The organism is Sinorhizobium terangae (assembly GCF_029714365.1).
Taxonomy (GTDB): domain Bacteria; phylum Pseudomonadota; class Alphaproteobacteria; order Rhizobiales; family Rhizobiaceae; genus Sinorhizobium; species Sinorhizobium terangae.
Window position 1 is genome coordinate 652,505 of record NZ_CP121659.1, and the last position, 26,439, is coordinate 678,943.

Consider the following 26,439-nt stretch of genomic DNA (forward strand, 5'->3'; position numbering starts at 1 on the left):
CTGCTTCCGTCTCGACAGGCAATTCGGCCCGGCGCTCGCGCCGGGCCTTTTCGTTGCGGTTCGATGGCGGGGTGACTGGCGGCCTTTTCGGGAAAGCCGGTGAAATGCCCCTCACCCTAACCCTCTCCCCGTCATGACGGGGAGAGGGGACTTAGGAGCGCACGGCTTAGCCCCTTCTCCCCGTCAAAACGGGGAGAAGGTCGCGGCAGCGGGATGAGGGGCATTCCTCTGTCTCGAAGCAGTTTGAAGTCCGAGCCTCTGCCTATCCATCCTCCGCCTCAAGCGGCCGAGCGGCATTCGCCTGCCACCCGTTGATCCACAATTGCCTGAGATTGTTGCCCTCGCCGCGGAAAAAGGCGTCGACTGGCTCGCAATGCTCCACCCGGTCGGCGCGAAAGTTGCGGATGTCCTGCCGCAGTTCGCACCAGGCGACCATCATCGCGTGTTCCGAATAGTAGATGAGCGCCAGCGGGCGCACCGTGCGTTCGCTCGCCCGCCCAAGTTCGTCGCGATAGTCGAGCGCGAGCTTCTGCTCGTCGCGGATCGCCCGGCGGATCATGGCGAGATCGATGGCCGGCGGCGGCGCGGCAACAGTGCCCCAGGCGTGGAGCGCCTGGGACTGGAACGCCTGGCGAAGCGGCCCGGGGACGGCGCCGGTGATCTTCTGGTTCACGCGCCGCGCGGCCGCCTTCAATTCCTCATCGCCCGTGCGTGCGAGCAGCGCCAACGCCAGCACGATCGCCTCCGTCTCTTCGATCGTGAACATCAGGGGCGGCAGATCGAAGCCGGGTCTCAAGACATAGCCGAGGCCGCGTTCGCCCTCGATCGGCACCCGCATCGCCTGCAGAGCGGCGATATCGCGGTAGATAGAGCGCGGCGTCACCTCCAGTGCTTCGGCAATCTCCGCGGCGGTTACCGGTCTCCTGGCAAGCCGCAGGATCTGGATGATTTCAAACAGGCGCGACGCCTTACGCACGGAAAAACCTCCATTGCCCGAAAGGCTCCTGACAAATCCCTGTCAGTTGGACAGCGATATAACATGCGTCAACGGATTGAAAAATCGACTATCCGGCCACGCATTCACATGGAAATCCCACGGACAACTGACATGAGCTACGCGGAAAACCTCTGGCTTTTCTTCACCCTTCTCTTCGGCATCATCATCGTACCCGGCATGGACATGGTCTTTGTCCTGGCCAATTCACTGACCGGCGGGCGAGCCTCCGGCCTGTCGGCGACAGCCGGCATCATGGCCGGCGGCGTGCTGCATACCCTCTATGCCGCGCTCGGCGTCAGCGTCGTCCTGCATCTGGTGCCCCAGCTATTCAACGTGCTGCTTCTCGCCGGCGCCCTCTATATCGCCTGGATCGGCTTCTCGTTGTTGCGCAGTGCGATCACCATTGGCAGTATCGAAAGGGCGGTGCAGCTGTCGCGCTGGGCGAGCTTTCGCCAGGGCGCGCTGACGAGCCTGATGAATCCCAAGGCCTATCTGTTCATGCTGGCCGTCTACCCGCAGTTCCTCAAGCCGCAATTCGGTCCGATCTGGTCGCAGGCCGCGGTCATGGCTTTGATGATCGCGCTGACGCAGCTCGCGGTCTATGGCGGGCTCGCGCTTGCCGCCGGCCGTGGCCGTGATCTGCTTGTCGGCAGTCCAGCCGCAACGGTAGCCATCGGAAGGGCGGCCGGTCTCGTGCTGATCGCCGTTGCTGTCTTCACCGTATGGCATGGCTGGGCCGCTGTCCGGTAAGGACGCGGTTGGCGGTCACCCCTGTTGCATGGATAAAAACATGCAGCAATTCAACGTGCTACAGCGTTCTCTGCCCGGCTGATAAGACGCGCGGTGCTGCAAGTATTAAGGCGCCGCAGTCTTGTCCAAGCTGTTTCCGGGGATGCGACAAACACCGCCAGTACCGCCGTCGAAGCCAATTATGCTGAAGCGGACAAGAACATCAAATAAATGTTACCTCCGTCGAAAGAACAAAATGCCATCATGCCCCGTCTTCAACAGGAAGCCGCAGGGGCGGTTTCGAATGACCGGAGATCATGATGAAGATACGAGCTATTATTCTTGCTGCCGCCTTGGCGGGCGTGGGTGTCACCGTCGTGGCGGCAGCGGACGAGCCACAGGCCGTGCGCCAGCAACTGATGAAGAAGGTGGGGCGGGCCGCCGGTGCGTTGAACGGAATTGCCAAGGGCGAAAAGCCCTACGACGCGGAAATCGTCAGGGCATCGCTGACGACGATCAGCGAGACGGTGAAGATCTTCCCAAGTCATTTCCCGGCCGGTTCGGAAACCGGCTCGGAAACCGAAGCAAGCCCGAAAATCTGGCAGAACATGGATGACTTCAAGGCTAAGGCAGCCAAGCTCGGCACCGACGCGAGCGCGCTGCTCGCCCAGCTTCCGGCGGACAAGGCCGGTGTTGGCGCTGCCCTCGGCATTCTCGGCAAGGACTGCTCCAGCTGTCACGAGACCTATCGCCTGAAAAGAGACTGAGAGGCGTTCCTTCATCCTGACCGTTTGCGATGCGCCGGCCCCGCTGGCGCATCCTTCTTTGTCTTCCACCATGAGGGGAGGCCCGATGGGCCGACGAACAACGAAACTGATGTCGGGTCTGGTCGTGCTGGCCCTTGCCGGAGCAGGCGGTTCATGGTGGCTGACGAAACCTGCGCCGTGGGACGAAGGCCATTGGGAAGGGCTCGGCGAACCGGATCTCGCGAATGGCGAACAGGTTTTTTGGGCAGGCGGCTGCGTCAGCTGCCACGCTCAGCCGGGGGCACAGGATGACGCGCGGCTCGTGCTTTCAGGTGGCCGGGCCCTGAAAAGCCCCTTCGGTACCTTCAATGTTCCAAACATCTCGCCCGATGAAAGCGCCGGCATCGGCGACTGGACGCTTGCCGAGTTCGGCAACGCCATGACGCGCGGTGTCGGGGAAAATGGCGAGCACCTTTATCCGTCGTTCCCGTACGGTTCCTACGCGCGCATGACTGCCAAGGATATCAATGATCTCTGGGGATATCTGCAAACGCTGCCGAAGAGCGCCAATGTGGTGCCGCCGCACGACTTGCCTTTTCCCTACAACATCCGCCCGGCGCTCGGTGCCTGGAAGCTCTTGTTCTTCACCGACGAGCCGCGCGTCGAGATGAATACGGCGGACGCGAAGCTCGCACGCGGGCAGTATCTGGTTGAAGGTCCCGGCCATTGCGGCGAGTGTCATACGCCGCGCAACGCCCTCGGCGGATTCGAGGCAGGCAGGTGGTTGGCCGGTGCGCCAAACCCCGAGGGCCAAGGCCGCATCCCGGACATCACGCCGGGCTCGAGAAGCGTCGGCAGTTGGAGCGCATCCGACATCGCCTCCTATTTGGAGACCGGTTTCACGCCGGATTTCGATTCCGTCGGCGGTTCGATGGTCGAGGTACAGAAGAACCTGGCAAGACTTTCACCCTCCGACCGCGAGGCGATCGCCGCTTATCTGAAGGCGCTCCCGTCGCTTTGACCGGGTTCGCTGCAGGATTTGCATTATCGTGCAGCGTGCACGACCGCATGCTCCCTGGCGTAGAGCGAAAGATAGTCGTCAAGCGCTGCGGAACCAAGGCCGAGCGCGTGGAAGATCTCGGCCGTAAAGCTGACTGGGGCCGTACCCGCAGCCGTCACCAGGCGGTCGCTACGAAGGGCCTGCGGTTGGTCGCGATAATGTTGGTGACCGTGATAACCGGCGACGGCTGAGAGACTTTCGGCCGAGTTGCCCGTGTGGTCCGTTTCGTTGAGAATGCCGCTGGCGGCCAGCGCAAGCGTCGCCCCACAGATCCCTCCAACGACGCGGCCTTTCCCATGAAAGGCATGGATCATCGCAGTGAGATTGGGTGCAGCGGAGGTTTGCCAGGCCGACCCGCCGCAGAGCACAAGCGCGTCGAACTCCGCCGGGGCCAGCGTCTTCGTCGGCAGGTGCGGCGTGATGTGAAGGCCGCCCATCGATGTCACCACGGTGCCGCCGGGCGCGGCGATCAGCACGTCGAGCCCGAGCTCGGTGCGCGCCGTTGCCATCAGCAGCGCGCATTCCCAGTCGGCGAAACCTTCCGTCAGGACGATTGCGAGGCGCATGAGCCCTCCCGTTCAGCCAAGTTTCTGCATATAGCGCATGCCGGTGACGGGTCGAGGTACGAAGCGTTCGGATTCGTAGAAGCGATGCGCCTGGAAATTGCCGGTGGCGGCGCTGACGGAAAGATAGTCGCAGCCGACCATACGCGCCTGTTCGCGTGCCTTGGCAACGAGGTGGCGGCCAATGCCGGTGCCACGATGGCCGGGACGAACGAAAAGGTGATGCAGTTCCATGCCGCGCACGCCTTCGGCTGCCCGATAAGTCGGAACAAGGATGGCGTAGCCGATCAGCTGGTTGCCGGCTTCGGCGACAAGCGCGGTGATCCAGGGGGAGCGGCTGAAGAGGTCGCGTTCGAGCCGTTCCGGCGTCAGCGGTGCGGCGTCGCCGTGATGCGCGGAAAGTTCGACGATCATCTCGTGCAGTTCGGGAAGATCGCGCGGTTTGGCACAGCGGATCGTCACCATCGGTGGGCGTGCCGATGGCAGGGGATGAAGGGAAGGGGTGGCGGTCTGCAACATTCTCGGCTCCTATGGTTCTGCCGCCATCAGGTGCCGTGAAAAACAAAAGCCGCCTGATGGCGGCCTTGTTGAATATGATCAGCAGGCCGCTCCTATCGGAACAGCCAAAAATACACGCGGGAAATGGGTGCGTTCTTGATCATGCGCGTAGATTCGCGATTTCCGCGATTTTGTCAACGGGAATTCTCAGCCGGTGGGCCTCAGTGCTCGGTCTCGCACATCGAATGGTCGGCGAGCGCCCGGATGACGTAGCAGTCGCCGATCGTATGATCGCCATGGCAGGCGACGATGCGCTCCAGTTCGCTTTCCAGCTTTCGCAGCCTGGCGATCCTTTCACGCACTGACGCGAGGTGTTCGGTGGCAATGCGGTCCGCCTCGCCGCAAGGGCGCTCCGGATGTTCGCTGAGCGCCAGAAGATCGCGGATCGCCTCGATCGAGAGTCCCAGGTCGCGCGCGTGGCGGATGAAGGCCAGTCGCTCGAGCTCGCGCTTTTCATAACGCCGTTGATTGCCTTCCGAGCGTTCCGGCGCCTCGATCAATCCCATCTGCTCGTAATAGCGGATGGTCGGGATCTTGACGCCGGTGCGGCGGGAGAGGTCACCGATCGAATACATGCTGCCGCCTCATATCTATAGTCGCTGGAGTATTTACATAGGGAACAGGCATTCGCCCATCAATAGAGGGGCCGATCGACCTAAATCATAAACGTGATCGATTCTAATAAGTTGGCGCGGGATGCAGGCGGAAAACCGCACACACTTTTCCTCATCCCGCTACAGCGCCGCACGTCCAATCGGACGCGCAAAGGTCGCTGTAGCACTTTGATTTGCTGCGTGATTTTATCCTTAGATGGATTCCGATTTAAGGAATCACGCAGTAGCCTTTCGGCCGTGTCGCCGCCGAGTAGGGCCGTCTCGCGTTCACATTAGGCTTCGGCAGCGCTTCCGGCGATGTCAGATGCCGTCTCGCTTGCCTGTTCCTTGATGCCGAGGCTTTCGGCGATCGCCTTGCGGATTTCGTCCTCGATTGCTGCGCGTTCGTCGGCCGGCATCGCTTCCAGGCTCTCCTCAGTCAGCCCACGTGCTTCGAGAAGCTGCGCCCGGATTTTTTCGGCCAACGACATCTTTGACCATTCAAGGAACTCGTCGGCAACGGTCGAGCCGAACGGCGACTTACCCTCGGTGATCGAGGGTCCGGTCGTTTCCTCCGTGGCGAGCGAAAGCCACAGTGCGCTTGAAAGCGAGGCGGATGGCGAGGCGGGGGCAATGGTGGGCGGAGAGCGGCGCTGCGCCTGGTCGCCGCCCGTGTCTTCGAGCGCGGGAAGGCTGCTTGCGACAGAGCGGCGTTGCGAAAGGTAATAGTTGGAAAGGCTGCTTTCGATTTTCATGGGAATCCCCCGGATGTGAAGTCCGGGGGAGCCTGTCTATCGCGGCTTGCGTGAGCCTTTCGACGCAACCGCCCGGCGAGTTCAGGGCAGGGTGTACGCAATGATGTAGTCGCCTGGCTTGGTGCCGACCGAACCGTGGCCGCCGGCAACCATAAGCACATATTGCTTGTCGCCGACGGCGTAGGTCATCGGCGTGGACTGCCCGCCCGCCGGAAGTCGAGCCTCCCAGAGCTGGCTGCCGGTCGTGAGGTCGTAGGCCCTCAGGTAGTTGTCGACCGCTGCGCCCAGGAAGGCGACGCCGCCCTTCGTGATCATCGGCCCGCCGATGCCCGGCACGCCGAGTTTGATGGGCAGCGGCAGCGGCGTCATGTCGTAGACCGTGCCGTTCTTGTGCTTGTAGGCGATCTTGCCGGTCCTGAGATCGGCGCCTGCGACATAGCCCCAGGGCGGCGCCTGGCAGGGGATCTGCAGCGGACCGAGGAACGGTCCCATGAAGACGCCGTAGGGCGCACCTTCATTGCGGTTGAGACCCTGCTCGCTGCCTGTTTCGCCTGCCTGCTTCGGTGGGATCTGGTCGCGCGGCACGAGCCGGGATGTGAAGGCGAGGTAGGTCGGCATGCCGAACAGCACCTGCCGCTCGGGGTCGACCGCGACCGAGCCCCAGTTGAATGTGCCGAAATTGCCCGGATAGACCAGCGTTCCTTCGAGCGAAGGCGGTGTATAGCGGCCCTCGTATTTCAGCGACCTGAAGGCTATGCGGCAGGCGAGCTGGTCGAACATCGAGATGCCCCACATGTCCCGCTCTTCGAGCGGCGGCGGCATGAAGGTGAGACCCGAGACCGGCTGTGTCGGCGCTGAAAAGTCCTCGGGGATTGCGCCGCCGGGTGCGGCCACCTCCTCGACCGGAATGACCGGCTCGCCGCTCCGCCGGTCGAGCACATAGAGGTCGCCCTGCTTGGTCGCGCCGACGAGCGCCGGAACGACCGTTCCATCCTCCTTCGTGATATCGATGAGCGACGGTTGCGCCGGCACATCCATGTCCCAAAGGTCGTGGTGCACTGTCTGGCGCACCCAGCGCACTGCGCCGGTGTTGATGTCGAGCGCGACGATCGAGGAAGAGTATTTCTCGACGTGCTCGCTTCGCCCCATGCCGAGCTGGTCCGGCACCTGATTGCCGAGCGGCACATAGATCAGGCCGAGAGCTTCATCAACCGAGGAAACCGACCAGCTGTTCGGCGAGTTCGTCGTGTAGAACTGGCCGGCCGGCAGGGGAGCCGTCTGGTCGGGGTTGCCGCTGTCCCAGTTCCAGAGCAACACACCGCTGTTGATGTCGAAGGCGCGGATGACGCCGGATTGCTCCTCAGTCGAGTAGTTGTCGTTGACGGCACCGCCGACGATGATCTTGCCGGCGACCGCCACCGGCGGCGATGTCGAGTAGTAGTAGCCAGCCGGATTGAACCGCATCCCCTGTTCCAGATGCAGGACGCCATTATCGGCAAAGCTGGTGCAGACCTCGCCGTTTGCGGCGTCGAGCGCAATCAGGCGCGCATCGGAGGTCGGCAGGTAGACGCGCTCGGCGCAGGCGCTGCCCGGGGTGGCCGCAGGATCGGCCCAATAGGTGACGCCGCGGCAGGTTTGGTGCTGGCGGTCGGGGTTCATGCCGGAATTCGAATCATACTTCCACTTTTCCTGTCCGGTCGCGGCGTCGAGCGCGATCGCCCAGTTGTGCGGCGTGCAGAGATAGAGCGTGTCCTTCACCTTGAGCGGCGTCACCTGATAGGTGGTCTCGCCGACGTCATCCGGCCGCTTCACGTCGCCCGTCTGGTATTGCCACGCGACCCTGAGATTTGCGACGTTTTCCGCATTGATCTGGTCGAGCGGTGAGTAGCGTTGCCCGAAGGGCGTGCGGCCGTACTGGTGCCACTCGCCGGGCGGCACATTGCCGCCAAGGTTGGCGCTGGCGGCGACCGCGCCGCGCGGCAGCTCGCCGCGGATATCGTGCGGGTCCTGAGTGATCGCGAATCCAGCGACGCCGATCGAAACAAGGCTGGCGAGGGCGAGCGGCCAGGCCGCGGCGCTGTAGTGCTCGCCCGAGGGGCTGACGAAGCCGAGGGGGCGTCGGATCCACGGAGTAAGCAGCCAGAGACCGAGCAGGATGATGACACCGCCGCGAGGACCGAGCTGCCACCAGTCGAAGCCGACCTCCCAGACCGCCCAGGCGAGCGACCCGACGACGACGAGCGCATAGACCCAGAGAGCTGCAGGGCGGCGGCGGAAAAGCAGAAAGGCTGTCAGCAGGAAACCGAGGCCTGCTATAAGGTAGTAGGGGCTGCCGCCGAGCATCAGGAGCCTGATACCTCCCGCGCCGATCGCGAGACCGATCAGGGCGAAGAGAATGGCCGTCAGCACGATGAGCATGAGTTCGTCCCCCGATTTGAAGTACGGTGCCGAGCTGTACGGCCAAACCTGCGGGCAGCCGCCGCGCGCCGTTTTCCGGGTGCCCCGATCAACCGCCTCGGACGACAGCGCCTTCTTGAACAGCTAACGCCTGCAGCGTGCCTTTCAATGGCCGCACGCTGTGGGGTTGCAAAAATATGGAGGCCGCAAAGCGCCGCGAATGTCGCGACAGACTGCGGCAGAGGGCTGCCGTTCAGGTGCCGCAGAAGGTCTGTAGCACTTCTTCGCCAGGCTCGGGCGGCGCGGCATAGGCCGCGTGCTCGGGCTGGTCTTCATAAGGCCTAGACGTGACGTCGAGCAGCGCTTCGAACAGCGAGAAATCCGCGTCGCGAGTCGCCGCCTCGATCGCCTGTTCCACGCGGTGGTTGCGCGGAATGAAGGCCGGATTAACGGATCGCATCGCCGCGGCGCATGCGCCGGCGTCGAGCATTTCGCGGGCCAGCCGTCCGCGCCAGTCGCGGAGCCAGGGGGACACCGCACCAGGCTCTTCGAAAAGCTCGACGAGCGCCGGGTCGGCGCCCTCGCTTTCGGCCAATGCTCCGAGGCGCCGGAAGACGAGCGTGAAATCCGCGTTGCCCTTGTGCATCAAGGTGAGAAGCGATTGGATCAGATCGAGATCGCCATCTTCTTCGGTCGAAAGTCCGATCTTGCGGCGCATACCGTCGAGCCAATGCCTCTGGAAGATCGATCCGTATTCGGTGAGCGCGTCGTTGGCGAGATTGATCGCCGTATCGGCGACCGGATCGAACAGCGGCACCAGCGTTTCGGCGAGACGCGCAAGGTTCCACTGGCCGATCGCGGGCTGGTTGGCATAGGCATAGCGGCCAAACTGGTCGATCGAACTGAACACCTTCTTCGGATCATAGGCGTCCATGAAGGCGCAGGGGCCGAAATCGATCGTCTCGCCGGAAACGGCCATGTTGTCGGTGTTCATCACCCCGTGGATGAAGCCGATGTGAAGCCAGCGGGCGATCAGTTCCGCCTGCCGCGCGGCGACCGCCTTGAACAGCGAAAAGTAAGGTTGTTCGCCATCCTTCAACTCCGGGTAATGGCGTGCGATCACATAGTCGGCCAGGGCCTTGACCGACTCCATGTCGCCGCGGGCGGCAAAGAATTGAAAGGTCCCGACCCGGATATGGCTTGCGGCGACGCGGGTGAAGACCGCACCGGGCAGGATCTGCTCGCGGTAGACCGGCTGACCGGTAACGGTGGCGGCGAGCGCGCGGGTCGTTGGCACGCCCAACGCATGCATCGCTTCGCTGACGATATATTCCCGCAGCACCGGTCCGAGCGCCGCCCGTCCGTCGCCGCGGCGGGAATAGGGCGTTTGGCCGGATCCCTTGAGCTGGATGTCGCGCCTTTTTCCGCCGCGATCGATTACCTCGCCGAGCAGGATGGCGCGCCCATCGCCGAGCTGCGGAACGAAGGTGCCGAACTGGTGTCCCGCATAGGCCATGGCAAGCGGCTCCGCACCCGGCGGCACTCTGTTGCCCGAAAGGATCGCCGCGCCGTCACGTTCGAGCGCTTCCGTGTCTATGCCAAGCTCTTCGGCGAGCTTTCGGTTGAACTTGATCAGCCAGGGCTCCGCAACCGGTGTCGGCTCGACACGAGCATAGAAATTCGCGGGCAACCGCGCATAGCTATTATCGAAGGGGAAGGGGCCCGTTTCAGAGGCCGGTTGCGGGGGTACGTAGTTCATCGTTCCTGGTCCCGTTGCGTGCGCCGGAGCGGTGCCGACGAGCCACACTCTCAGGACAAGTCTACACGAGCGCCGATTGTTCCGCGAGGCCGGGACTTAATCCGTCGCCTCTCCGGTGTATTGCCGGAGAGGCGACGGTTCTATCTCCGCGTCAGGCGCTGAGCGCGGTGCGAGGAAGGCAAGCCTCGCAGATCGCCGCGATGTGGCGGTGGTCGGTGCCGCAGCAGCCGCCGAGCACACGCAATTGCGGCAAACGGCCGGTCAGCGACCGATAGCGCCGGGCGAGATCTGCAGGATCCCCCGCATCGAGCGTCTCGCTCTCGTCGAGTTCGGCATGGCTCATCATCGAGGCATTGGCGCGTATGCCGCCGATCCGCTTGACCCACGCTTGGCCTTGGTCCAGTGCGCCATCGAAATGGCTCGGATGCGCGCAGTTGATCATGTAGTAATGCGGATAGCCATTCGTCTCCGCGTCCACGGTCTCGATCGCATCCTGCAGTGACTGGCCGGTCACCAGCCGGCCATCGGTCTCGACCGTGAAGGAGATCGCGCAGGGCATGCCATACCTTCTGGCCGCGCGAGCAATGCCGATGCCTTCATTGACATTGTTCAACGTAATACCGGACACCATATCGGCTTCGCTCGCGGCGAAAGTGGCAATCTGGGCCGCATGGTAGTCCTCCGCCTCGTCGGCGTTCATCCTGCCGGCTTTGTAACCGTCGCCGCGCGGGCCGATCGCGCCATTGAGGACAATAGGTGCTTGCGGCCGCTCGTATTGGTCGCGCAACTCGGTCAGCAGATAGACGGCGTCTCGGTTGGCCGTTGCCAGCGCGTCCGCGTCGTAGCCAAGCTTCTCGCCCCAATCGGCATTGGCTCGCCACGTGGCAGTGTCGAGGATGAAGCCGGTATCATGACGTCGGGCGATGTCGAGATAGTGCGTGTAATATTGCAGAAGCTTCCGGCGCCCCTCGGCCGACGACAAGAGCACGAAGGAAGCGAAATGCGGAAGCTCGAAGCCGTCATGAAAAATCAGCGTCGTCTCCATGCCGCCATCGCTGAGGAATGTGCCTCCGTTCAGTAGCGGCAGGTTTTCTCTGTACTTGGCCATCTCTTGCTCCATCCTCTTTCCTCCTGACCGGATCTTCCGTGCCAGGGATTGGATGAATTTCTGCCTTTTTATCATCTGCTAAACTAGAGGAGTTGCGGTATACTACTTACGGGAGATCCCCATTTCGATGTGAAAACAGACACTTGCCGTTGAGATCGGATGGCGGCGGAGGACGTGGGAGGCGTTTTCTAAGCTGAAAACCGTACCGGCGGTACAGGAGCGGACCATGCGAAAGGGTGAGGAAACGCGGACGAGGCTCCTCGATGTCGCCGAAGCCGCCGTGCTGGCGAAGGGTTTTGGGGCGACCTCGATCGACGAACTGATCGCCGAAACCGGCATCACCAAGAGCGGTTTCTTCTATCATTTCCGCGACAAGAACGAACTCGCCAAGGCACTCCTGGAACGCTACATCGAAAACGACGAACGGATCTACGACGAGATCTTCAGCCGGGCACACGAACTCTCGGATGATCCTCTGCAAGCCTTTTTGCTCGGCCTGAAGCTGCTGTCTGAATTGCTCTCGGACCTGCCGAACGGCCATCCCGGTTGCCTTGTTGCAACCATGTGCACGCAGGAGCGCGCCTTTGACCGCGAGATCCAGGAGATCAACCGGCAGGCTGCACTGATGTGGCGCCGGCGCTTCGGCGGGATGTTCCGGGACATCATGCGCCACTACCGCCCGCGCGAAGCGCTCGACGCCGACCAACTGGCCGACATGGTCTCGACCGTGATCGAGGGCGGCATCGTAATTTCGAAGGCGTTGAAGGAACCGAAGAGCCTGCCCGACCAGTTGCTGGTCTTCCGCACCTTCGTGCGGATGCTGTTTCAACCAATCGCGCAGGCGTGATGGGGTTCAGGCACGGCTTTCCTCGAGCTCTGCGGCCAGCTCGGCGAGTTTCCGGACGGTGTTGAGATTGCGGGCGGTTCCTGGCTTGAGGGCGGGCAATTTCAGCTTCGACTTTCCTGAGCCGTTGGGAAAGTGGATATAGATTTCCCTGCCGCTGATTTGCACCTCTTCGCCGTCTGGCGCGACGAGCTTCTCGAGCGCATCGGCCGGCGGCGGCTCGGGCAGGAAGGTCACCAGCAGAAAATTCGGCTTGGCGCCCGCGAACGGCGCCTCGTCGGCAATCTTTTCGAGTTGGCTCCGGCTGCGCAAGATGACGCCGGGCGCCTTGCCCATTCGTTCCGCCAGAGCATCTTCGAGCCGTTTCTGCACCTTGGCTTCGGAAAGCTCGGAGCGAAAGAGCACATTGCCGCTCTGGATATAAGTTCTCACATCGGTGAAGCCGAGGCTCTCGCAAATAGCCTTCAGCTCCGCCATTGGAAGCATGCCGGTCCCTCCGACATTGATCGCCCGCAGCAGTGCGACGTAAACCGGCATTCGCCTCCTCCAGCCCGTTACATCTTTTCCGCGACCTTGATGGCGAAGGCGTATTCGAAGGCGATTTCTTCAAGCCGCTGGAAACGCCCGGACGCGCCACCGTGGCCGGCATCCATGTTGGTTTTCATCAGGATCGGAGCGCTGCCGGTGGTCTTCTCCCTGAGCTTCGCCACCCATTTCGCCGGCTCCCAATAGGTCACGCGCGGATCGGTCAGGCCACCGAGCGCCAGGATTGCCGGATAAGCCTTCGCCTCCACTTTGTCGTAGGGCGAGTAGCTGGCGATGATGTTGTAAAACTCGGCGCTCTCGATCGGGTTGCCCCATTCCGGCCATTCCGGCGGGGTCAGCGGCAGCGTGTCGTCGAGCATGGTGTTCAAGACGTCGACGAAGGGAACCGCGGCAATGATGCCCTTGAACTTCTCCGGCGCCATGTTGGCGACCGCCCCCATCAGCATGCCCCCGGCTGAGCCGCCCTCGGCGATGATGTTCGCGTAGGACGTGAACTTCTCCTGATTCAAATAGTCAGCGGCAGCGATGAAGTCCTTGAACGTATTGGTCTTCTTCGCCATCTTGCCGTCTTCGTACCATTGGAAGCCCTTGTCCTTGCCGCCGCGGATATGGGCGATGGCATAGACGAAGCCGCGGTCGACGAGCGAGAGGCAGTTGGTGTTGAAGCCCGCCGGGATGGTGATGCCGTAGGCGCCGTAACCATAGAGCAGGCAAGGGGCGGAACCGTCGAGCGGCGTATCCTTGCGGTAGAGCAGGGTGACAGGGACGTCGACGCCATCCCAGGACGGCGCGAAGACGCGGCGGGTCACATAGTCGTCCGGATTATGGCCGGAAGGCACTTCCTGGGTCTTCAGGAGCGTGCGCTGACGCGTTGCCATGTCGTAGTCGAAGAGCTGCGACGGCGTCGTCATCGACGAGTAGGAGAAGCGGATGACGTCGGTGTCGTATTCGGCAGCGCCGGAGAGCCCCAAGGAATACGCTTCCTCGGCGAAGGCGATCGCGTGCTCCTTGCCGGTGCTGCGGTCACGGATGACGATTTCCGGCAATCCCTCACGCCGTTGCAGCCAGACCAGATGGCGGGCATAGGCCATGTGATTGAGGATCAACGTGCCTGGCTTGTGCGGCACGACCTCGCGCCAGTTTTCCTTCTGCGGCGCCTCCACAGGCGCTTCCATGATCTTGAAATCCTTGGCGCCGTCGGCATTGGTGAGGATGTAGAAGACCTCGCCGCCTTCCGTCATCGAGTATTCGAGGCCGGTTACCCGCTCGGCCACGAGCCGCGGCTCGGCCGTCAGATCCGTGGTCGAGAGCAGCCGGTATTCGCTGGTTTCGTGGTCGTGGATATCGATATAGATGAAGTCGTCGAGCAGCGACCCGCCGACCGACATGAAGAAACCCGGGTCCTTTTCCTCGTACACGAGCCGGTCGTCCTTCTGCGGCGTGCCGATGATGTGGTGGAAGATCTTCGACGGCCGATGGTTCTCGTCGAGCACGGTGTAGAAGAAGCTCTTGCCGTCCGGCGCCCATGCGCCGCCGCCACCCGTATTCTCGATCACATCGGGCAGATCCTCGCCGGTCGAAAGATCGCGCACCTTCAGGGTGAAATATTCCGAACCCTTGTCGTCGTAACCCCAGATGCCTCGGGAATGGTCGCTGCAATGGTCGATACCGGCGAGGCGGAAATAAGCCTTGCCCTCGGCTTCCTTGTCGCCGTCGAGCAGCACGTGGCGGATCGCCTCATCCTTGGGGTTGCCGTCGCGCGGGATCCGGAAGTAGCGGGGCTGTTCGCCGCCCGTCACGTAAGAGGTACCGTAAGCGAAGGCCCCATCCTTCATCGGAACCGAAGAGTCGTCCTCCTTGATGCGGCCGCGCATCTCGCCGAAGAGCGCCTTCTGCAATTCCTTCGTGTCAGCCATCGCCGCGTTCATATACGCGTTTTCCGCTTCGAGATGCTTGCGGATCTCCGGGTCGAGAATGGAAGGATCCTTGAACATCGCCTGCCAGTTGTCGGCCCTGAGCCAGGCATAGTCATCGGTGCGGGTAATGCCGTGACGTGTATCGGTGACCGGCTTCTTCGGAGCGACGGGGGCGGTGGGCAGGTTCTTGAAAGCAGACAAGGCGCGTCTCCGGATTTGATGGGAGACCATGAGATAGAGAGCGTCACCGCAGCGATCAAGCAGAAAGCAGGTGCCGTTTCTTCCTATTGGCGCTTATCGACGATTGCTCGCCACCCCCTTATGCGGCGACGAGCAGGAGGCCGATGCCCCATGGATCGACCAGGCTGTGGACGCTGCCTTCCGTGCTTACCGGTATTTCCAGTTCCTCGAGCTTGCCCAGCGCCGTTGCGAGCTTCGCAATATCGTTGAAGCGGATCGTATAGTCCGCAAGCCCGGTCATGTTGCTCTGCCGTTTGGACGCACCTCGGGAGTTCCAGATGTTGGCCGCGACGTGGTGATGATACTTGCCCGTAGCAAAGAAACTTGCCCCTGGGTAGCGCGCCATCAGGTCCAGCCCGAGCGCGTCACGGAAGAACGCGTCCGCCTGAGGGATGTCAGAGACCTGCAGGTGGATATGGCCGATAGCAGTTCCCTCCGCGATGCCTTCCCAATGGTCCTTCGGTGCTTCGTTGTAGAGGGCCTGCAGGTCGAGCGGCAGCGTGCTCATCGCCACGGTGCCATCGGGCTGGTAGTTCCACTCGCCGCGCGAACGGTCGCGATAGACCTCGATGCCGTTGCCCTCGGGATCGGCGAGATAGACCGCCTCGCTGACCAGGTGGTCGGATGCGCCCTGGAGGCGAATGTTGTTGTGCGCCGCGTGCGCAAGCCAGTGTGCGAGATCACGTCGATTGGGAACCAGAAAAGCCGTGTGGAACAGACCCGGCGCACTGCGCGGTGCTTTTGCCGCGTTCCGTTCGGTCGTCAGCGTCAAGAGAGGTCGGCCGGCGACGCCGAGGGTTTCGCCGTTGGCGCCGCTTTCGATCGGCGTCAGCCCCAGAATTCTCTGGTACCAGTTGGAAACCATCGGCAAGTCCTGGACCACGAGGTGGGACCGTTCGACATAGGCCGGCATCGCGACCGCGTGGTCCGCGGGTATGCTAACTGCAGGGTGCGACTGGGTTGTAGCTTGCATGGCGTCGCCTTTCGGGGCCGGACCGGTAAGCCCCGTGGCTGCCGGTCGCAATTTGTTGAAAGTGCCACAAATATCGGCCCGTGACCACGTTCAGGAAAGCTATTATATTACTTGATGTTGTGTTCGATGAGCGTTGACAGTCATGACCACCGCACTACCTGATCTTTCAGTGATGCTAATACGACGGTGGCGGCCGATTTGATTTCAATCAATGCTGGAACATCGCCTCCGCGCAAATTCATGTTGGCGCGGAAACGGGAGAGGTGAAGACCGGTTTTCTCCTTGATCCGCGCTAGGGGCTGGCCTCGCCATATGGCGACCCGGGAACGCAGCAGAAGGAGTGCAGCATGTACAAAAAAATCATCGTCCCGATCGCCATGGATCAGCTGGAGCATGGCGAATCCGTACTCAACATCGCCGAGAAGCTGATCGACGAAGAGGGGGAAATCGTCCTGCTCAACGTCGTCGAGGACCTCAACGCCTATGCACAGGGATACATGATCGTCGATTTTCCGCTCGAGATGATCGAGGAGTCACGCAAACACGCCGTCAGGACGTTGGAAGCGCTGAAGACCAAGCATGGGATCAAGGGACGTATCGAAATCCGTACCGGCGGAGCGGCGGGCACCATCAACGCTCTCGCCAAGGAAGAGAATGCGGACCTCGTGATTATTGCGTCGCACCGGCCGGGTTTGATCGATTATTTTATCGGTTCGACCGCCAGCCGCGTGGTCAGCCATTGCCCCTGTGCCGTTCTCGTCGACCGGTAAAATGCCAAGAACAAGAAGGCGGCGTGATTCGAACCGCGCCGCGACCAAGGGAGCCCTGCAAATGGATAAGTACGCGCTTGATGACTTTCGCGAACAGCTTCTCCGCCGCAAACGCGAGCTTTACGGTCGGCTGGTGAAGATCGAGGAGGATCTCGATCAACCGATGAATGCCGATGTTCCGGATCGCGTTACCGAACGAGAAAACGACGAGGTATTGGAGGGCCTCGGGCTCGCAGGTCAGAGCGAGATCCGCGCCATTAACGCCGCTCTGGACCGAATTGAGTCCGGAACATTCGGCATCTGTGTGCGCTGCGGTGACCCGATTTCGCCGGAAAGATTGCACGCGGTACCGCACGCGCCGCTCTGCCAGACCTGTGCGGCGGAGGTAGCAGGCGCAAAATAAGCTGGGCCCCACACATTTTCGTTTGGCGTCGCTCTCGCCCGCTGACGCATTTAAGCGCCGACGATTGTCGCTCCGACAGCCAGCCGGCGAGGCATGCCGCGTCCGCTTTCCGGGACATTAGGCGACTGTTGTAATAGGTTGCAAAAATTGATCCTTTCGTCGTCCGGCTGCTCTTTGCTGTGGGCGCGTGTTGTGGCACGTTAAACGGGTAGAACACGTGCCTTACCGGACCGAACATCAGCCGCCGATTGGGGAAATTGTGTCGATTTCCGGTCGCTGTGCGGACCCGGGCACGAGCAGGCCCTTTGTGCATCCAAGGGATGTTTGGCGCTGGCGTCGAGGGAGGAACGCGTGGAGATCGACGGTGTCAAGTGGAACTATGACCGATTCGAATTGATTGCGGATGGAATCGTTCACGGCATCGGTCTTGCGGCAGCGCTCTGCGGTGTCACGGCGCTGATTTTCTATGCGACGCTATGGAGCACGTCCGGTCAGCTTGCCGCCGCCTGGATCTACGGTGTCGGGCTCGTCACCACCCTTTCGGTGTCCTTCCTTTACAATCTCTTCCCGATCTGCCGGTTGAAGTGGCTTTTGCGCCGGTTCGACCATTCCTCGATCTTCCTGCTGATTGCGGCGACCTATACGCCGTTTCTCCAGCGCGGCTGGGACAACCCGTTCCTTTCCAGAATGCTGATCGGCATCTGGGTCATCGCCGCGCTCGGGGTAGCGATCAAATGTCTCTTCCCCGGGCGGTTCGACCGGCTTGCGATCCTGCTCTATATGGGCCTGGGCTGGAGCGGCGTGCTCGCCGCCCGGTCGCTTTTATCCACGCTGACAGCGACGACACTGATCCTGATCCTGATCGGGGGGTTCATTTACTCGACCGGAGTGATCTTTCACGTCTGGGAACGCCTGCGCTTCCAGAACGCCATCTGGCACGGCTTTGTCGTCGCAGGTTCGGCGGTACATTATTCGGCGGTCGTGACCTGCTTCAGCGGCACGGCCCTCTCCTGACTCTCATTCCGGTGCGGGCCGGCAGCCGTCGGACGGCCTGAGAGCTGCGGCCATGCGCGAGATGATCCCGTCGAAACTCGTCAGCGGGTTCTTGCGATATTGCAGGCGGAAATAGGCGGCACTGCCGTCGCAAAGGGCGATCGCCCGGGCATAGAACACCTCGCCGTTACGCGCGCCGGAGAAACTGGCCCAGGCAGGCGTCACGCGCGAAAACAGCATTCTCCAATCATCCTGTGTCTCAAGGCTGATGCGATCGGCGACATCCGTTTCGAAATCACCATCCGGCGGATGGCTTCCGAACACAGCAAGCGTCGCTCCGTTGTCATCCGCATGGAAACTCGCGCCGTCGCCATCGTCGGGCGCGTCCTGGCGAAGCTCGAAACCCGGCGGGATCTCGACGGTGTAGCCGAAGCGAGGATTGGCATAGGGGTGCCAGTCGTCCTCCGCGGCTGCGGGGAACGCAAGCCCCGTGGCAAGGGCGAGGGCGAAGAAAGCGCGGCGCATGCGGGGCATCCTCTTGGCTCGCTTCGATCTGCCGCTCCCTCGTAGCCCGGCCCCGAAGCCCTTGCTATCTGTCCTGCAACAGCAGGAGCGCCGCGTGTTCGACACAACGTACAAAAGCAGCGCTCGCGCTCATGGCACTGCTTCCGTCTCGCGCTGTCAATCCTCTTCGAAGGTATGGCGTGCCGTCGAAGCAGCAACGCGAAGCTTGTCGCCGAGGGCGGCCGGGAAACATGGCCGAGATGGCGTCGCGCAGCGCGCAGCGGATTTCGGTCCGCACCATGAAATGCGTGCGATCAACATATTCTTTGATCGTCCGCTCGTCGATGGGTGCGAAATAGCTCCACCTGAATGGAATTTCGTATCTGAGGAAAAGGATCCCCGGCTGCGACAGGCCCGTATATCGGCGCCGACCGTTTCTCATTATTGGGTAAGGCTCGGCAAAGGGGTACTCGGTACCAACTTCGCGCATGACGCGACACTGTAAGATTTGCCTGCGCTTTGCATTGTATTACTGTCGCGCAACTCCGATTCGTGCCGATTCACTCTTGAGGCGTAACAGGCCTTATTTTATGTCCGGTGACAATTTGATCGGATGGTCAAAACGGCGAAGGAGCTTGCCAAGACGATGGATATCGCGGCCCTGACATTTCTGGCCCTCGGTCTCCCCTTCGTCGCGGCGCTCGTGGCCCCGGTGCTGACGCGGCTTCTCGGTCACAATGCCGCCTGGCTCCTGGCTCTCGCGCCGGTCGCGATCTTCGTGCATTTCCTCCACTTCGTTCCGGAAATCGCCGACGGCGAAATTGTCACCGGCGGCTATGCCTGGATTCCTTCCTTCAACGTCAGTTTCTCCTGGCTGATTGACGGCCTGTCGCTAACCTTCGCACTTTTGATCTCCGGCATCGGGGCGCTGATCGTCCTCTATTCGGGCGGTTATCTCAAAGGCCATCCGCATCAGGGCCGGTTTCTTTCCTTCATCCTGATGTTTATGGGCTCCATGCAGGGGCTCGTCCTTTCGGACAGTTTCCTGATGCTCTTCGTCTTCTGGGAACTGACGTCGATTACGTCCTTCCTGCTGATCGGCTTCGATCACGGCCGCGAGGCCGCACGGCGCGCGGCGCTGCAGGCATTGGTCGTGACGGGGGGAGGGGGCCTGCTGCTGCTTGCCGGCCTTCTCATCCTCTGGAACGTAAGCGGCATTACCCAGTTCTCTTTGCTTCTTTCCTTCGGCGCCGAGTTGAAGGAAAGCCCGTTCTATCTCGCAGCACTTCTCCTCGTGCTGGGCGGAACCTTCACCAAGTCTGCGCAGTTTCCGTTTCATTTCTGGCTGCCGAATGCGATGGAGGCGCCGACGCCGGTTTCGGCCTATCTGCATTCGGCGACGATGGTGAAGGCGGGCGTCTACCTGCTGATGCGGCTCAATCCGGTGCTCGGAGGCACGCCGGAATGGCAGATCCTGCTGCCATTGTTCGGGGCGGCGACGCTCGTGAGTGGTGCGGCGCTGGCAGTGCGTCAAACCGACCTCAAGCTGATGCTTGCCTATACGACGATGGCGTCGCTCGGCCTTCTGGTCCTGCTGACGGGCCTTGGTTCGCCGCACGCGATTGAGGCGGCGGCGCTCTATCTCGTGGCGCACGCGCTGTTCAAGGGCGCACTCTTCATGGTCGCCGGCATCATCGACCACGAGACCGGCTCACGCGACCTGACGAAGCTCGGCGGGCTTCGCTCGGCCATGCCGCTGACCTTCGTGATCGCCCTTGCTGCCGCGCTTTCGATGGGCGGTCTGCCGCCCCTTTTCGGCTTCCTCGCCAAGGAAGAAATCTACGAAGCGCTGTCCAGCTTCGACCGACGCTCTGTAGTCTTTGCTGCGCTCACCATTCTCGGCAACGCCCTGATGTTTGCCGTCGCTTTCGCCATCGCCTTGAAGCCGTTCCTCGGATCAAAGGTAGAGACGCCGAGGCGCGCCCACGAGGCGCCGATCCTCCTCTGGCTTGGTCCGGCGGTCCTGGCACTGAAGGGTCTCTCGATCGCTCTGATGTCCGCCTATGCCCATCGCCTGATTTCTTCGCCGATGTCCTCCGCCATTGCCGGCGAACCGCGAACGGTGACGACTTCGCTGGCACCGCATATCGGCGCGCCGCTGCTTCTTTCCGCTGTCACCCTGCTGCTGGGCGTCGTCTTCTATCTCAACCTCGACCGTCTCCGCGCAGCCATGACGGTTATCCTTGCCGATATCGGCTGGGGCCCGGATCGGGGTTTCGACCAATTCATCCGCGGGCTCTTGCGGCTCGCTGTGGCCGTCACGCGCCGCCTGCAAAGCGGCAAGCTCGATGTCTATATGACCGTCGTCTTCGTGTTGATCGCGGCCGTTCTTCTTGCAACTCCGGTCCATTTTGGAGAACTGCCGCGCGCGCCGTTCTTCGCTGCGGATGTTCCGGTGCATGAACTTGCGATCATGGCCATTGCGGTCGCTGGCCTTTTCGCCGTCGTGCTGGCGGCCGATCGTCTGACTGCGATCGTCTCGCTCGGCATCCAGGGCTTTGCCGTCGCGGTTATCTTCTTGCTCTACGGTGCGCCGGACCTCTCCTTCACGCAGTTCATGATCGAGACGCTGTCGGTGGTGGTGCTGGCACTGGTCATGACCCGGCTGCGACTTTCCCCTTCGGATCGGCGGCCGCTACGCCAGAAGGTTCCCGATTCGATGATCGCGCTCGCTTGCGGGCTCGGTTTCGGCCTCTTCCTGCTCAAGGCCACGGGCAGGCCGTTCGACGCGACGTTGACGGATTTCTACAATCTCTATTCGAAGTCGATCGCGCACGGAGCCAATGTCGTCAACGTCATCATCGTCGATTTCCGCGGTACGGACACGCTTGGCGAAATCGCCGTGGTGATGATCACCGGTCTAGCCATCCTCTCGCTCGTGCGGCTGAGGGCGGGGTCGCTCAAGCGCGGCGCCGATGATCGACAGGATGTGGAGGAACGCGCATGAAATCGGTGATTTTCAAGACCGTCGCGCCGTTCCTGACAAGCCTGATGACGCTGTTCTCGATCTTCGTCCTGTTGCGGGGCCATAACGAACCGGGCGGCGGGTTCATCGGCGGATTGATCGCCGTCTCCGCCTTGGCGATCTACGGCATCGCCCACGGCGTCGAGACTGTCAGGCATGCAATTTACTTCCATCCTATGGCGGTCGCCGGCGCGGGGCTCTTTGCCGCGACGGTCGCGGGTCTAATTTCGCTCGTCGCGCATGTGCCCTTCATGACCGGCCTGTGGATCTATCCGTCGCTCTTCGGCATCGAGATCCCGCTCTCGACCGTCATGCTCTTCGATACCGGCGTTTATCTCGTCGTTGTCGGATCGATCAGTTCGATCGCGCTTTCGCTTGAGGAAAGGGGAGGCGAGTAATGGAGGCCTGGTTTGCATTGCTTGTCGGCATCTTCTTCGCTGTCGCGGTCTACCTGATGCTGTCGAAGTTCATCATCCGCGTCCTCCTTGGCGTGGCGGTTCTCGGCAACGCCGTCAACCTGTTGATCTTTACCGGAGGGCGGCTCACGCGCGATGTGCCGCCGGTCATTGCCGGCGGCACCGACGCGCTGGATGGCCCTGCCGCCAATGCGTTGCCGCAGGCGCTGATCCTGACGGCGATTGTCATCTCCTTTTCCTTCTTCGCCTTCCTCCTGGTTCTCGCCTGGCGCGCCTATGAGGGCCTGTCGACCGACAACACGGACGAGATGCGTGTGGCCGAGCCGGTGAAGGAACCAATGCCGCCGCTTGGATATTGATCGACCCATGGCTGTTACGACCTCATCCCCCGTCGATCTTTCCGCCGCGCTCGTTCTCGGCCCGACGGCGTTCGCCGATTGGCTGGTGATACTGCCGGTCGCCTGGTGCTTTGCGATCGGCGCGCTTCTGATCATGTTGCGCCGCGTGATCGGCCTTCATCCGATCATCGCGGTTGCAGGGCTTGCGGGACTTGTCCTGATCGACGCCTTGCTGCTTGGGCATGTGGCAGCCAAGGGGCCGATGACCATGGTCATGGGCCGATGGTTGCCGCCCTTCGGCATTGCCTTCACTGTCGATCTGACGGGTGCGCTCTTCGCACTGGTCGCGGCAATCGTTGCGCTCGCGGGCGGTATCTATTCGCTCGCCGATATCAACGACGGCGGCAGGCGCTACGGCTTCTATCCGTTCCTGATGCTGCTGATGGCGGGCGTCTCCGGCGCCTTCCTGACCGGGGACATATTCAACCTCTACGTCTGGTTCGAAGTTCTGCTCATTTCCTCGTTCGGGCTTCTGGTTCTCGGTTCCGAGCCCGAGCAGATCGACGGCACGGTGAAGTATGGTTTCCTCAATCTCGTGGCAACGACGCTGTTCCTGGTCGCGACGGGCTATCTCTATGCCGTGTTCGGGACGCTGAACATGGCCGACATTGCCCGCAAGGCAGAAGGCCTGCGGGGCAGCGCGCCGTTGATGACGCTGACCGCCCTCTATCTGCTCGCCTTCGGAATGAAGGCAGCGGCATTCCCCGTGAATTTCTGGCTGCCGGCCTCCTATCACACCCCGCGTGTCGTCGTATCGGCGCTTTTTGCCGGCCTGCTCACCAAGGTCGGTATCTACGCGCTGATCCGCGTGATGGTCATGCTTTTCCCGGTTGAAAGAGAGGAGCTGAGCTTCGTCATCGCATTGGCGGGAGCCTTGACGATGGTCGTCGGCGTGTTCGGCGCGCTGGCGCAGACCGACTTCCGCCGCATCCTCGGCTATCTCGTCGTTTCAGGGATCGGGTCGATGCTGGCGGGGATCGCCGTCGGCGGTCCCGGCGGCATCGGCGGCGCGATCTTCTATGCACTCCATTCGATGGTGGTGATGACCGGCCTCTATTTTGCTGCCGGAATCGCCGCGCGGCTCGGCGGTGACTCTTCCATCGCGACCGTCTCGGGTCTCTACCGCAAGAACGTTGGATTTGCCGCGCTGACCCTGATGTTGTGCTTCGCCGTTTCCGGGCTGCCGCCCTTTTCCGGCTTCTGGCCAAAGGTTATGCTCGTGAAGGCGGCGCTCGACATCGGCGCCTGGTGGCTTGCGGCCGCGCTTCTTCTGGCCGGCTTCTGCACGGTGATTGCGACCGGCCGCCTGTTCCTGCTTGCCTACTGGCGCGACGAGGCTGGCGCGGCCGTCGAGACGGTGCGGCTGCCGTCGGCCGTGTTGGCGCCGCTTGCGGTCCTTGCCCTCCTTACGCTCGGGATCGGCCTTTACCCGGAGCCGCTGCTGGCGACGATACGGAGTGCAGCCGCGGGGCTTGCCGAGCCGTCGGCCTATCTGAACTCGGTCTTTCCTGCGGGAGGCCTGCAATGAAGTTCCCTGGAATGAAGTTTCTTGCGATCAACGTGATCTTCACCGTTATCTGGGGCGCCATCAGTTCGAGCTTCACGCTCGCAAATCTCGTGCTTGGCTTCCTGGTCGGCGCACTGTCGCTGGCGCTCATTCGGCGTGAGCTGCGGCCGGTGACCTATCCGATCCGGCCTCTGCGCATGTTGCTTCTCATGCTGCTCTTCTTCAAGGAACTTGCCGTTTCCGCGACCAAGGTCGCCATTCTCGTCATGCAGCCGAGGATGGTGCTGAAGCCCGGCATCTTCTCCTATTCGCTGACGCTCAAGAGCGATTTCGAGATCACCCTGCTCGCCAATCTCATCACGCTGACGCCGGGAACCCTTTCGGTCGACGTCTCCGACGACCGCAAGACCCTCTATGTCCATGCGCTTGATTGCGCCGACCCCGGCGCGCTTCGACAGGACATCGCGCGCGGCTTCGAGCGCCGAATCCGGGAGGCCTTTGGATCGTGATGGCTCAGACCGTGCTATCCGCAGCGATCGGCTTCGCGCTGGTGCTCCTCTCCGCCGCCCTGTTGCTCACGGTGTTGCGTATTGTCCGCGGGCCCACCTTGCCGGACCGCGTCCTTGGGCTCGACATGCTGGTGGCGATCGCGATCGGTTTCATCGCCGTGATCGCCATAAAGACCGGCTTCAGCCTTTACATAGACATCGCCATCGCTTTGGGCCTGGTCGGCTTTCTTGCGACCGTGGCTTTCGCCCGTTTCATCCTGGCGCGCGGACTGGCGCCCGAACAAGCCGCGGAGGCCGTTTCGGCCAAGAAGATACCCGCGAAGCGCGGCAAGACAGTCCAGTCGGCGCGCCGCAAACGCAGAGGAGCACGGTGATGGAAGCGCAAGTCAATGCCGCAGTCGAGCTTGGCGTCGCGTTGATCGTCGTTGTCGGCGCCGCCTTCTCGTTGCTGGCGGCTTTGGGGATCGTTCGGTTTCCTGATCTCTACACCCGCATGCATGCCGCTTCGAAAGCGGGAACCATCGGGTCCGGCCTCTTGCTCCTGGCAGCGGGGTTGCATTCCCTTGATGGTGCAATTCTTGTGCGGGCGCTTGCCGGCTTTGTTTTCTTCGTTCTGACCGCGCCGATCTCTGCCCATCTCTTGGCCAAGGGCGCGCACCAGGCGGGTTACAAACTGACGAAACTGTCGGTCATAGATCAGCTTCCACAAAAGGAAGAGCCACGTCGGCTTTGATTGACGCCGTTTCTGTCTCTGTATTTCCGAACAATTCCGCGCGCGGGGACAATTTTAGCAATTTGGAATAAAGTTGCTGCTTTTCCATAAATTTATGTTTGGACTTTTCGGCGATCAGTGTTAATGCAGTAAATGCAAAGTGTCGTCGTGGAAAATACTTTGAACTGAAATTCCAGCTTGAGTTGTGAATATTATCCGTTGCTTTGAGGTGTCGATTGTCCTGATGCCTTGGTGGCGGGTTTCGCTATCCCAATTCGAGCCTTGATGTTGCGGCAGAACCTTGGTCCCTGCCGCGCAGTTATCGGTCAATTCCAAGGCAGCGGGCGCTGTTCGGCGGCATTTTCGCGAATTCCTCCCTCTGAAACGCTGTTTCAGATTTGTTGCTGGATTCCGATAGGAGAAAGAAATGATAGAAACCACGCCCGGCGCGAGCCATGAACTCCTGGTTGAGTTGACGGCGGAAATCGTTGCCGCCTATGTAAGCAACCACGTGGTTCCGGTTGCCGAGCTTCCGACACTCATAGCCGATGTTCACTCGGCGCTTAACAACACGACGGCTCCTGCACCGGTGGTGGTTCCGGTCGAGAAGCCGAAACCCGCCGTTTCGGTGCGCAAGTCGGTTCAGGATGATCAGATCACCTGCCTTGAATGCGGCGGCACGTTCAAGTCGCTGAAGCGCCACCTGATGACCCATCACAATCTTTCACCTGAAGAGTATCGCGAAAAGTGGGATCTGCCTGCCGACTATCCCATGGTGGCGCCCGCCTATGCGGAAGCCCGCTCGCGCCTCGCCAAGGAGATGGGCCTCGGACAGCGTCGCAAGCGTCGCGGCAAGTAATCCCGTTCGCCGCTTGGCCCGGCTAGGCTGAGCGCGCGCAAGCGTGCGCCCAGCGTTTCGTCTTGGAAAGAAGAGTCGGGCCGAGCAAGGGTCCGGCCTTTTTGCGACAAAGTCTCCGACCGCGCGGCGTCAGGCAGCCAGCCGGACCTCCGCCTCGTTCTTGATCCGCCGGACCATGGAGCGCAGGCCATTGGCGCGCTGCGACGACAGATGCTCGATGAGGCCGATCTTGCCGAAGACGTCGAGGGCGTCGAGCTGTGCGATTTCGGAAGCGTGCTTGCCGGAATAGAGGGCGAGAACGATCGCCACGAGACCCCGGACGATATGGGCGTCGGATTCGCCTTCAAAGGTGAGGACGGGGTTCTCCGGATCACCGCTCGTGTGCGTCACAAGCCATACCTGGCTTGCGCAACCCTGAACCTTGTTCTCGCTCGTCCGCAGGGCCTCCGGCATCTCCGGCAAGCCCTTGCCCAGCTCGATCACGTAACGGTAGCGGTCCTCCCACTCGTCGAGGAAGGAAAAATCGTCGATGATCTGGTCAAGTGAAGTCATAGTCCGT

General features: G+C 61.7%; 29 protein-coding genes. 15 read left to right on the forward strand and 14 right to left on the reverse strand.

Features of this window, described 5'->3' with window-relative positions; genetic code table 11:
* Positions 1 to 262: 262 nt before the first annotated feature.
* The gene (locus QA637_RS03065) at positions 263 to 976 is read right to left on the reverse strand and encodes a helix-turn-helix transcriptional regulator (RefSeq protein WP_283063350.1); all 714 of its coding nucleotides are present in this window, start codon (positions 974 to 976) and stop codon (positions 263 to 265) included.
* 132 nt (positions 977 to 1,108) lie between these two features.
* Between QA637_RS03065 and QA637_RS03070 the strand changes: the two genes are divergently transcribed.
* From QA637_RS03070 to QA637_RS03080, 3 genes are all read left to right on the forward strand, one after another.
* Positions 1,109 to 1,747 (forward strand): LysE family translocator, encoded by a 639-nt coding sequence (locus tag QA637_RS03070; protein ID WP_283063352.1) that lies wholly within the window; start codon positions 1,109 to 1,111, stop codon positions 1,745 to 1,747.
* Between the two features lie 299 nt (positions 1,748 to 2,046).
* A complete protein-coding gene (locus tag QA637_RS03075) occupies positions 2,047 to 2,493 on the forward strand; it encodes a c-type cytochrome (protein ID WP_283064853.1) in 447 nt (148 codons plus the stop codon).
* A gap of 85 nt (positions 2,494 to 2,578) precedes the next feature.
* Positions 2,579 to 3,493 carry a c-type cytochrome gene (locus tag QA637_RS03080; protein ID WP_283063354.1) on the forward strand — a complete coding sequence of 305 codons (915 nt, stop codon included), beginning with the start codon at positions 2,579 to 2,581 and terminating at the stop codon, positions 3,491 to 3,493.
* A gap of 23 nt (positions 3,494 to 3,516) precedes the next feature.
* Here QA637_RS03080 and QA637_RS03085 read toward each other — a convergent pair whose 3' ends face one another.
* The 7 genes from QA637_RS03085 to QA637_RS03115 all read right to left on the reverse strand — a co-directional run bounded on the left by QA637_RS03085 (position 3,517) and on the right by QA637_RS03115 (position 11,265).
* A complete protein-coding gene (locus QA637_RS03085; protein ID WP_283063356.1) occupies positions 3,517 to 4,098 on the reverse strand; it encodes a DJ-1/PfpI family protein in 582 nt (193 codons plus the stop codon).
* Between the two features lie 12 nt (positions 4,099 to 4,110).
* The gene (locus QA637_RS03090; protein WP_153442133.1) at positions 4,111 to 4,614 is read right to left on the reverse strand and encodes a GNAT family N-acetyltransferase; all 504 of its coding nucleotides are present in this window, start codon (positions 4,612 to 4,614) and stop codon (positions 4,111 to 4,113) included.
* Positions 4,615 to 4,814: 200 nt separating this feature from the next.
* Entirely contained in the window at positions 4,815 to 5,228 is a 414-nt protein-coding gene (locus tag QA637_RS03095) for a MerR family transcriptional regulator (protein ID WP_283063357.1), read from the reverse strand.
* Positions 5,229 to 5,539: 311 nt separating this feature from the next.
* Positions 5,540 to 6,001, reverse strand: coding sequence for a hypothetical protein (locus QA637_RS03100; RefSeq protein ID WP_153442131.1), 462 nt, complete (start codon positions 5,999 to 6,001; stop codon positions 5,540 to 5,542).
* 81 nt (positions 6,002 to 6,082) lie between these two features.
* Positions 6,083 to 8,419: a glucose/quinate/shikimate family membrane-bound PQQ-dependent dehydrogenase gene (locus QA637_RS03105; RefSeq protein ID WP_283063359.1), complete on the reverse strand. Its 2,337-nt coding sequence runs from the start codon at positions 8,417 to 8,419 to the stop codon at positions 6,083 to 6,085.
* Positions 8,420 to 8,651: 232 nt separating this feature from the next.
* Positions 8,652 to 10,157: a protein adenylyltransferase SelO gene (locus tag QA637_RS03110; RefSeq protein WP_283063361.1), complete on the reverse strand. Its 1,506-nt coding sequence runs from the start codon at positions 10,155 to 10,157 to the stop codon at positions 8,652 to 8,654.
* A 151-nt stretch (positions 10,158 to 10,308) separates the two neighbouring features.
* Positions 10,309 to 11,265: a homocysteine S-methyltransferase family protein gene (locus tag QA637_RS03115; RefSeq protein ID WP_283063363.1), complete on the reverse strand. Its 957-nt coding sequence runs from the start codon at positions 11,263 to 11,265 to the stop codon at positions 10,309 to 10,311.
* Between the two features lie 226 nt (positions 11,266 to 11,491).
* Between QA637_RS03115 and QA637_RS03120 the strand changes: the two genes are divergently transcribed.
* Complete coding sequence (locus QA637_RS03120) at positions 11,492 to 12,112, forward strand: TetR/AcrR family transcriptional regulator (RefSeq protein ID WP_153442127.1); 621 nt, start codon at positions 11,492 to 11,494, stop codon at positions 12,110 to 12,112.
* 6 nt (positions 12,113 to 12,118) lie between these two features.
* Here the strand turns inward: QA637_RS03120 and QA637_RS03125 are convergent, their stop codons facing one another.
* The 3 genes from QA637_RS03125 to QA637_RS03135 all read right to left on the reverse strand — a co-directional run bounded on the left by QA637_RS03125 (position 12,119) and on the right by QA637_RS03135 (position 15,784).
* Positions 12,119 to 12,646, reverse strand: a complete 528-nt coding sequence (locus QA637_RS03125; RefSeq protein WP_283063364.1) for a DUF1697 domain-containing protein — start codon at positions 12,644 to 12,646, stop codon at positions 12,119 to 12,121.
* 17 nt (positions 12,647 to 12,663) lie between these two features.
* Entirely contained in the window at positions 12,664 to 14,772 is a 2,109-nt protein-coding gene (locus QA637_RS03130; protein ID WP_283063366.1) for a S9 family peptidase, read from the reverse strand.
* Between the two features lie 118 nt (positions 14,773 to 14,890).
* Positions 14,891 to 15,784: a VOC family protein gene (locus QA637_RS03135; protein WP_283063367.1), complete on the reverse strand. Its 894-nt coding sequence runs from the start codon at positions 15,782 to 15,784 to the stop codon at positions 14,891 to 14,893.
* Positions 15,785 to 16,131: 347 nt separating this feature from the next.
* Between QA637_RS03135 and QA637_RS03140 the strand changes: the two genes are divergently transcribed.
* From QA637_RS03140 to trhA, 3 genes are all read left to right on the forward strand, one after another.
* On the forward strand, positions 16,132 to 16,554 hold the full coding sequence (locus tag QA637_RS03140; protein ID WP_283063369.1) for a universal stress protein: 423 nt from the start codon (positions 16,132 to 16,134) through the stop codon (positions 16,552 to 16,554).
* A gap of 61 nt (positions 16,555 to 16,615) precedes the next feature.
* Positions 16,616 to 16,957, forward strand: coding sequence for a TraR/DksA family transcriptional regulator (locus tag QA637_RS03145; RefSeq protein ID WP_153442122.1), 342 nt, complete (start codon positions 16,616 to 16,618; stop codon positions 16,955 to 16,957).
* 351 nt (positions 16,958 to 17,308) lie between these two features.
* Entirely contained in the window at positions 17,309 to 17,971 is a 663-nt protein-coding gene (gene trhA, locus QA637_RS03150) for a PAQR family membrane homeostasis protein TrhA (RefSeq protein WP_283063372.1), read from the forward strand.
* 3 nt (positions 17,972 to 17,974) lie between these two features.
* Here trhA and QA637_RS03155 read toward each other — a convergent pair whose 3' ends face one another.
* Together QA637_RS03155 and QA637_RS30965 are read right to left on the reverse strand one after the other, a co-directional pair.
* Positions 17,975 to 18,475 carry a hypothetical protein gene (locus QA637_RS03155; RefSeq protein ID WP_283063374.1) on the reverse strand — a complete coding sequence of 167 codons (501 nt, stop codon included), beginning with the start codon at positions 18,473 to 18,475 and terminating at the stop codon, positions 17,975 to 17,977.
* 64 nt (positions 18,476 to 18,539) lie between these two features.
* Positions 18,540 to 18,944 carry a peptide-methionine (R)-S-oxide reductase gene (locus tag QA637_RS30965; RefSeq protein ID WP_428843116.1) on the reverse strand — a complete coding sequence of 135 codons (405 nt, stop codon included), beginning with the start codon at positions 18,942 to 18,944 and terminating at the stop codon, positions 18,540 to 18,542.
* Between the two features lie 156 nt (positions 18,945 to 19,100).
* On the opposite strand from QA637_RS30965, the gene QA637_RS03160 reads away from it, so the two are divergent.
* The 8 genes from QA637_RS03160 to mucR all read left to right on the forward strand — a co-directional run bounded on the left by QA637_RS03160 (position 19,101) and on the right by mucR (position 25,880).
* Positions 19,101 to 21,461 (forward strand): putative monovalent cation/H+ antiporter subunit A, encoded by a 2,361-nt coding sequence (locus tag QA637_RS03160; RefSeq protein WP_283064855.1) that lies wholly within the window; start codon positions 19,101 to 19,103, stop codon positions 21,459 to 21,461.
* Positions 21,458 to 21,877, forward strand: a complete 420-nt coding sequence (locus QA637_RS03165; RefSeq protein WP_283063376.1) for a Na(+)/H(+) antiporter subunit B — start codon at positions 21,458 to 21,460, stop codon at positions 21,875 to 21,877. Before QA637_RS03160 ends, QA637_RS03165 begins: the two co-directional genes overlap by 4 nt.
* Positions 21,877 to 22,254 carry a Na+/H+ antiporter subunit C gene (locus QA637_RS03170; RefSeq protein WP_283063378.1) on the forward strand — a complete coding sequence of 126 codons (378 nt, stop codon included), beginning with the start codon at positions 21,877 to 21,879 and terminating at the stop codon, positions 22,252 to 22,254. The genes QA637_RS03165 and QA637_RS03170 overlap by 1 nt, the downstream gene beginning before the upstream one ends.
* 7 nt (positions 22,255 to 22,261) lie before the next feature.
* Complete coding sequence (locus QA637_RS03175) at positions 22,262 to 23,821, forward strand: Na+/H+ antiporter subunit D (protein ID WP_283063379.1); 1,560 nt, start codon at positions 22,262 to 22,264, stop codon at positions 23,819 to 23,821.
* A gap of 11 nt (positions 23,822 to 23,832) precedes the next feature.
* Entirely contained in the window at positions 23,833 to 24,309 is a 477-nt protein-coding gene (locus QA637_RS03180; protein ID WP_283064856.1) for a Na+/H+ antiporter subunit E, read from the forward strand.
* On the forward strand, positions 24,306 to 24,683 hold the full coding sequence (locus QA637_RS03185) for a cation:proton antiporter (protein WP_428843117.1): 378 nt from the start codon (positions 24,306 to 24,308) through the stop codon (positions 24,681 to 24,683). The genes QA637_RS03180 and QA637_RS03185 overlap by 4 nt, the downstream gene beginning before the upstream one ends.
* Positions 24,683 to 25,042 carry a monovalent cation/H(+) antiporter subunit G gene (mnhG, locus tag QA637_RS03190; RefSeq protein ID WP_153442115.1) on the forward strand — a complete coding sequence of 120 codons (360 nt, stop codon included), beginning with the start codon at positions 24,683 to 24,685 and terminating at the stop codon, positions 25,040 to 25,042. Before QA637_RS03185 ends, mnhG begins: the two co-directional genes overlap by 1 nt.
* Before the next feature lie 406 nt (positions 25,043 to 25,448).
* Positions 25,449 to 25,880, forward strand: a complete 432-nt coding sequence (gene mucR, locus QA637_RS03195; protein ID WP_153442114.1) for an exopolysaccharide biosynthesis transcriptional regulator MucR — start codon at positions 25,449 to 25,451, stop codon at positions 25,878 to 25,880.
* Positions 25,881 to 26,009: 129 nt separating this feature from the next.
* On the opposite strand, the gene QA637_RS03200 is transcribed toward mucR, so the two are convergent.
* Entirely contained in the window at positions 26,010 to 26,432 is a 423-nt protein-coding gene (locus QA637_RS03200; protein ID WP_153442113.1) for a SufE family protein, read from the reverse strand.
* Positions 26,433 to 26,439: the final 7 nt, after the last annotated feature.

Excerpts from the sequence above, each read along its gene's own strand:
- QA637_RS03070 (WP_283063352.1), top strand. The coding sequence starts at position 1,109 with ATGAGCTACGCGGAAAACCTCTGGCTTTTCTTCACCCTTCTCTTCGGC.
- QA637_RS03075 (WP_283064853.1), top strand. The coding sequence starts at position 2,047 with ATGAAGATACGAGCTATTATTCTTGCTGCCGCCTTGGCGGGCGTGGGT.
- QA637_RS03080 (WP_283063354.1), top strand. The coding sequence starts at position 2,579 with ATGGGCCGACGAACAACGAAACTGATGTCGGGTCTGGTCGTGCTGGCC.
- QA637_RS03085 (WP_283063356.1), bottom strand. The coding sequence starts at position 4,098 with ATGCGCCTCGCAATCGTCCTGACGGAAGGTTTCGCCGACTGGGAATGC.
- QA637_RS03090 (WP_153442133.1), bottom strand. The coding sequence starts at position 4,614 with ATGTTGCAGACCGCCACCCCTTCCCTTCATCCCCTGCCATCGGCACGC.
- QA637_RS03095 (WP_283063357.1), bottom strand. The coding sequence starts at position 5,228 with ATGTATTCGATCGGTGACCTCTCCCGCCGCACCGGCGTCAAGATCCCG.
- QA637_RS03100 (WP_153442131.1), bottom strand. The coding sequence starts at position 6,001 with ATGAAAATCGAAAGCAGCCTTTCCAACTATTACCTTTCGCAACGCCGC.
- QA637_RS03105 (WP_283063359.1), bottom strand. The coding sequence starts at position 8,419 with ATGCTCATCGTGCTGACGGCCATTCTCTTCGCCCTGATCGGTCTCGCG.
- QA637_RS03110 (WP_283063361.1), bottom strand. The coding sequence starts at position 10,157 with ATGAACTACGTACCCCCGCAACCGGCCTCTGAAACGGGCCCCTTCCCC.
- QA637_RS03115 (WP_283063363.1), bottom strand. The coding sequence starts at position 11,265 with ATGGCCAAGTACAGAGAAAACCTGCCGCTACTGAACGGAGGCACATTC.
- QA637_RS03120 (WP_153442127.1), top strand. The coding sequence starts at position 11,492 with ATGCGAAAGGGTGAGGAAACGCGGACGAGGCTCCTCGATGTCGCCGAA.
- QA637_RS03125 (WP_283063364.1), bottom strand. The coding sequence starts at position 12,646 with ATGCCGGTTTACGTCGCACTGCTGCGGGCGATCAATGTCGGAGGGACC.
- QA637_RS03135 (WP_283063367.1), bottom strand. The coding sequence starts at position 15,784 with ATGCAAGCTACAACCCAGTCGCACCCTGCAGTTAGCATACCCGCGGAC.
- QA637_RS03140 (WP_283063369.1), top strand. The coding sequence starts at position 16,132 with ATGTACAAAAAAATCATCGTCCCGATCGCCATGGATCAGCTGGAGCAT.
- QA637_RS03145 (WP_153442122.1), top strand. The coding sequence starts at position 16,616 with ATGGATAAGTACGCGCTTGATGACTTTCGCGAACAGCTTCTCCGCCGC.
- QA637_RS03155 (WP_283063374.1), bottom strand. The coding sequence starts at position 18,475 with ATGCGCCGCGCTTTCTTCGCCCTCGCCCTTGCCACGGGGCTTGCGTTC.
- QA637_RS30965 (WP_428843116.1), bottom strand. The coding sequence starts at position 18,944 with ATGCGCGAAGTTGGTACCGAGTACCCCTTTGCCGAGCCTTACCCAATA.
- QA637_RS03160 (WP_283064855.1), top strand. The coding sequence starts at position 19,101 with ATGGATATCGCGGCCCTGACATTTCTGGCCCTCGGTCTCCCCTTCGTC.
- QA637_RS03165 (WP_283063376.1), top strand. The coding sequence starts at position 21,458 with ATGAAATCGGTGATTTTCAAGACCGTCGCGCCGTTCCTGACAAGCCTG.
- QA637_RS03170 (WP_283063378.1), top strand. The coding sequence starts at position 21,877 with ATGGAGGCCTGGTTTGCATTGCTTGTCGGCATCTTCTTCGCTGTCGCG.
- QA637_RS03175 (WP_283063379.1), top strand. The coding sequence starts at position 22,262 with ATGGCTGTTACGACCTCATCCCCCGTCGATCTTTCCGCCGCGCTCGTT.
- QA637_RS03180 (WP_283064856.1), top strand. The coding sequence starts at position 23,833 with ATGAAGTTTCTTGCGATCAACGTGATCTTCACCGTTATCTGGGGCGCC.
- mnhG (WP_153442115.1), top strand. The coding sequence starts at position 24,683 with ATGGAAGCGCAAGTCAATGCCGCAGTCGAGCTTGGCGTCGCGTTGATC.
- mucR (WP_153442114.1), top strand. The coding sequence starts at position 25,449 with ATGATAGAAACCACGCCCGGCGCGAGCCATGAACTCCTGGTTGAGTTG.
- QA637_RS03200 (WP_153442113.1), bottom strand. The coding sequence starts at position 26,432 with ATGACTTCACTTGACCAGATCATCGACGATTTTTCCTTCCTCGACGAG.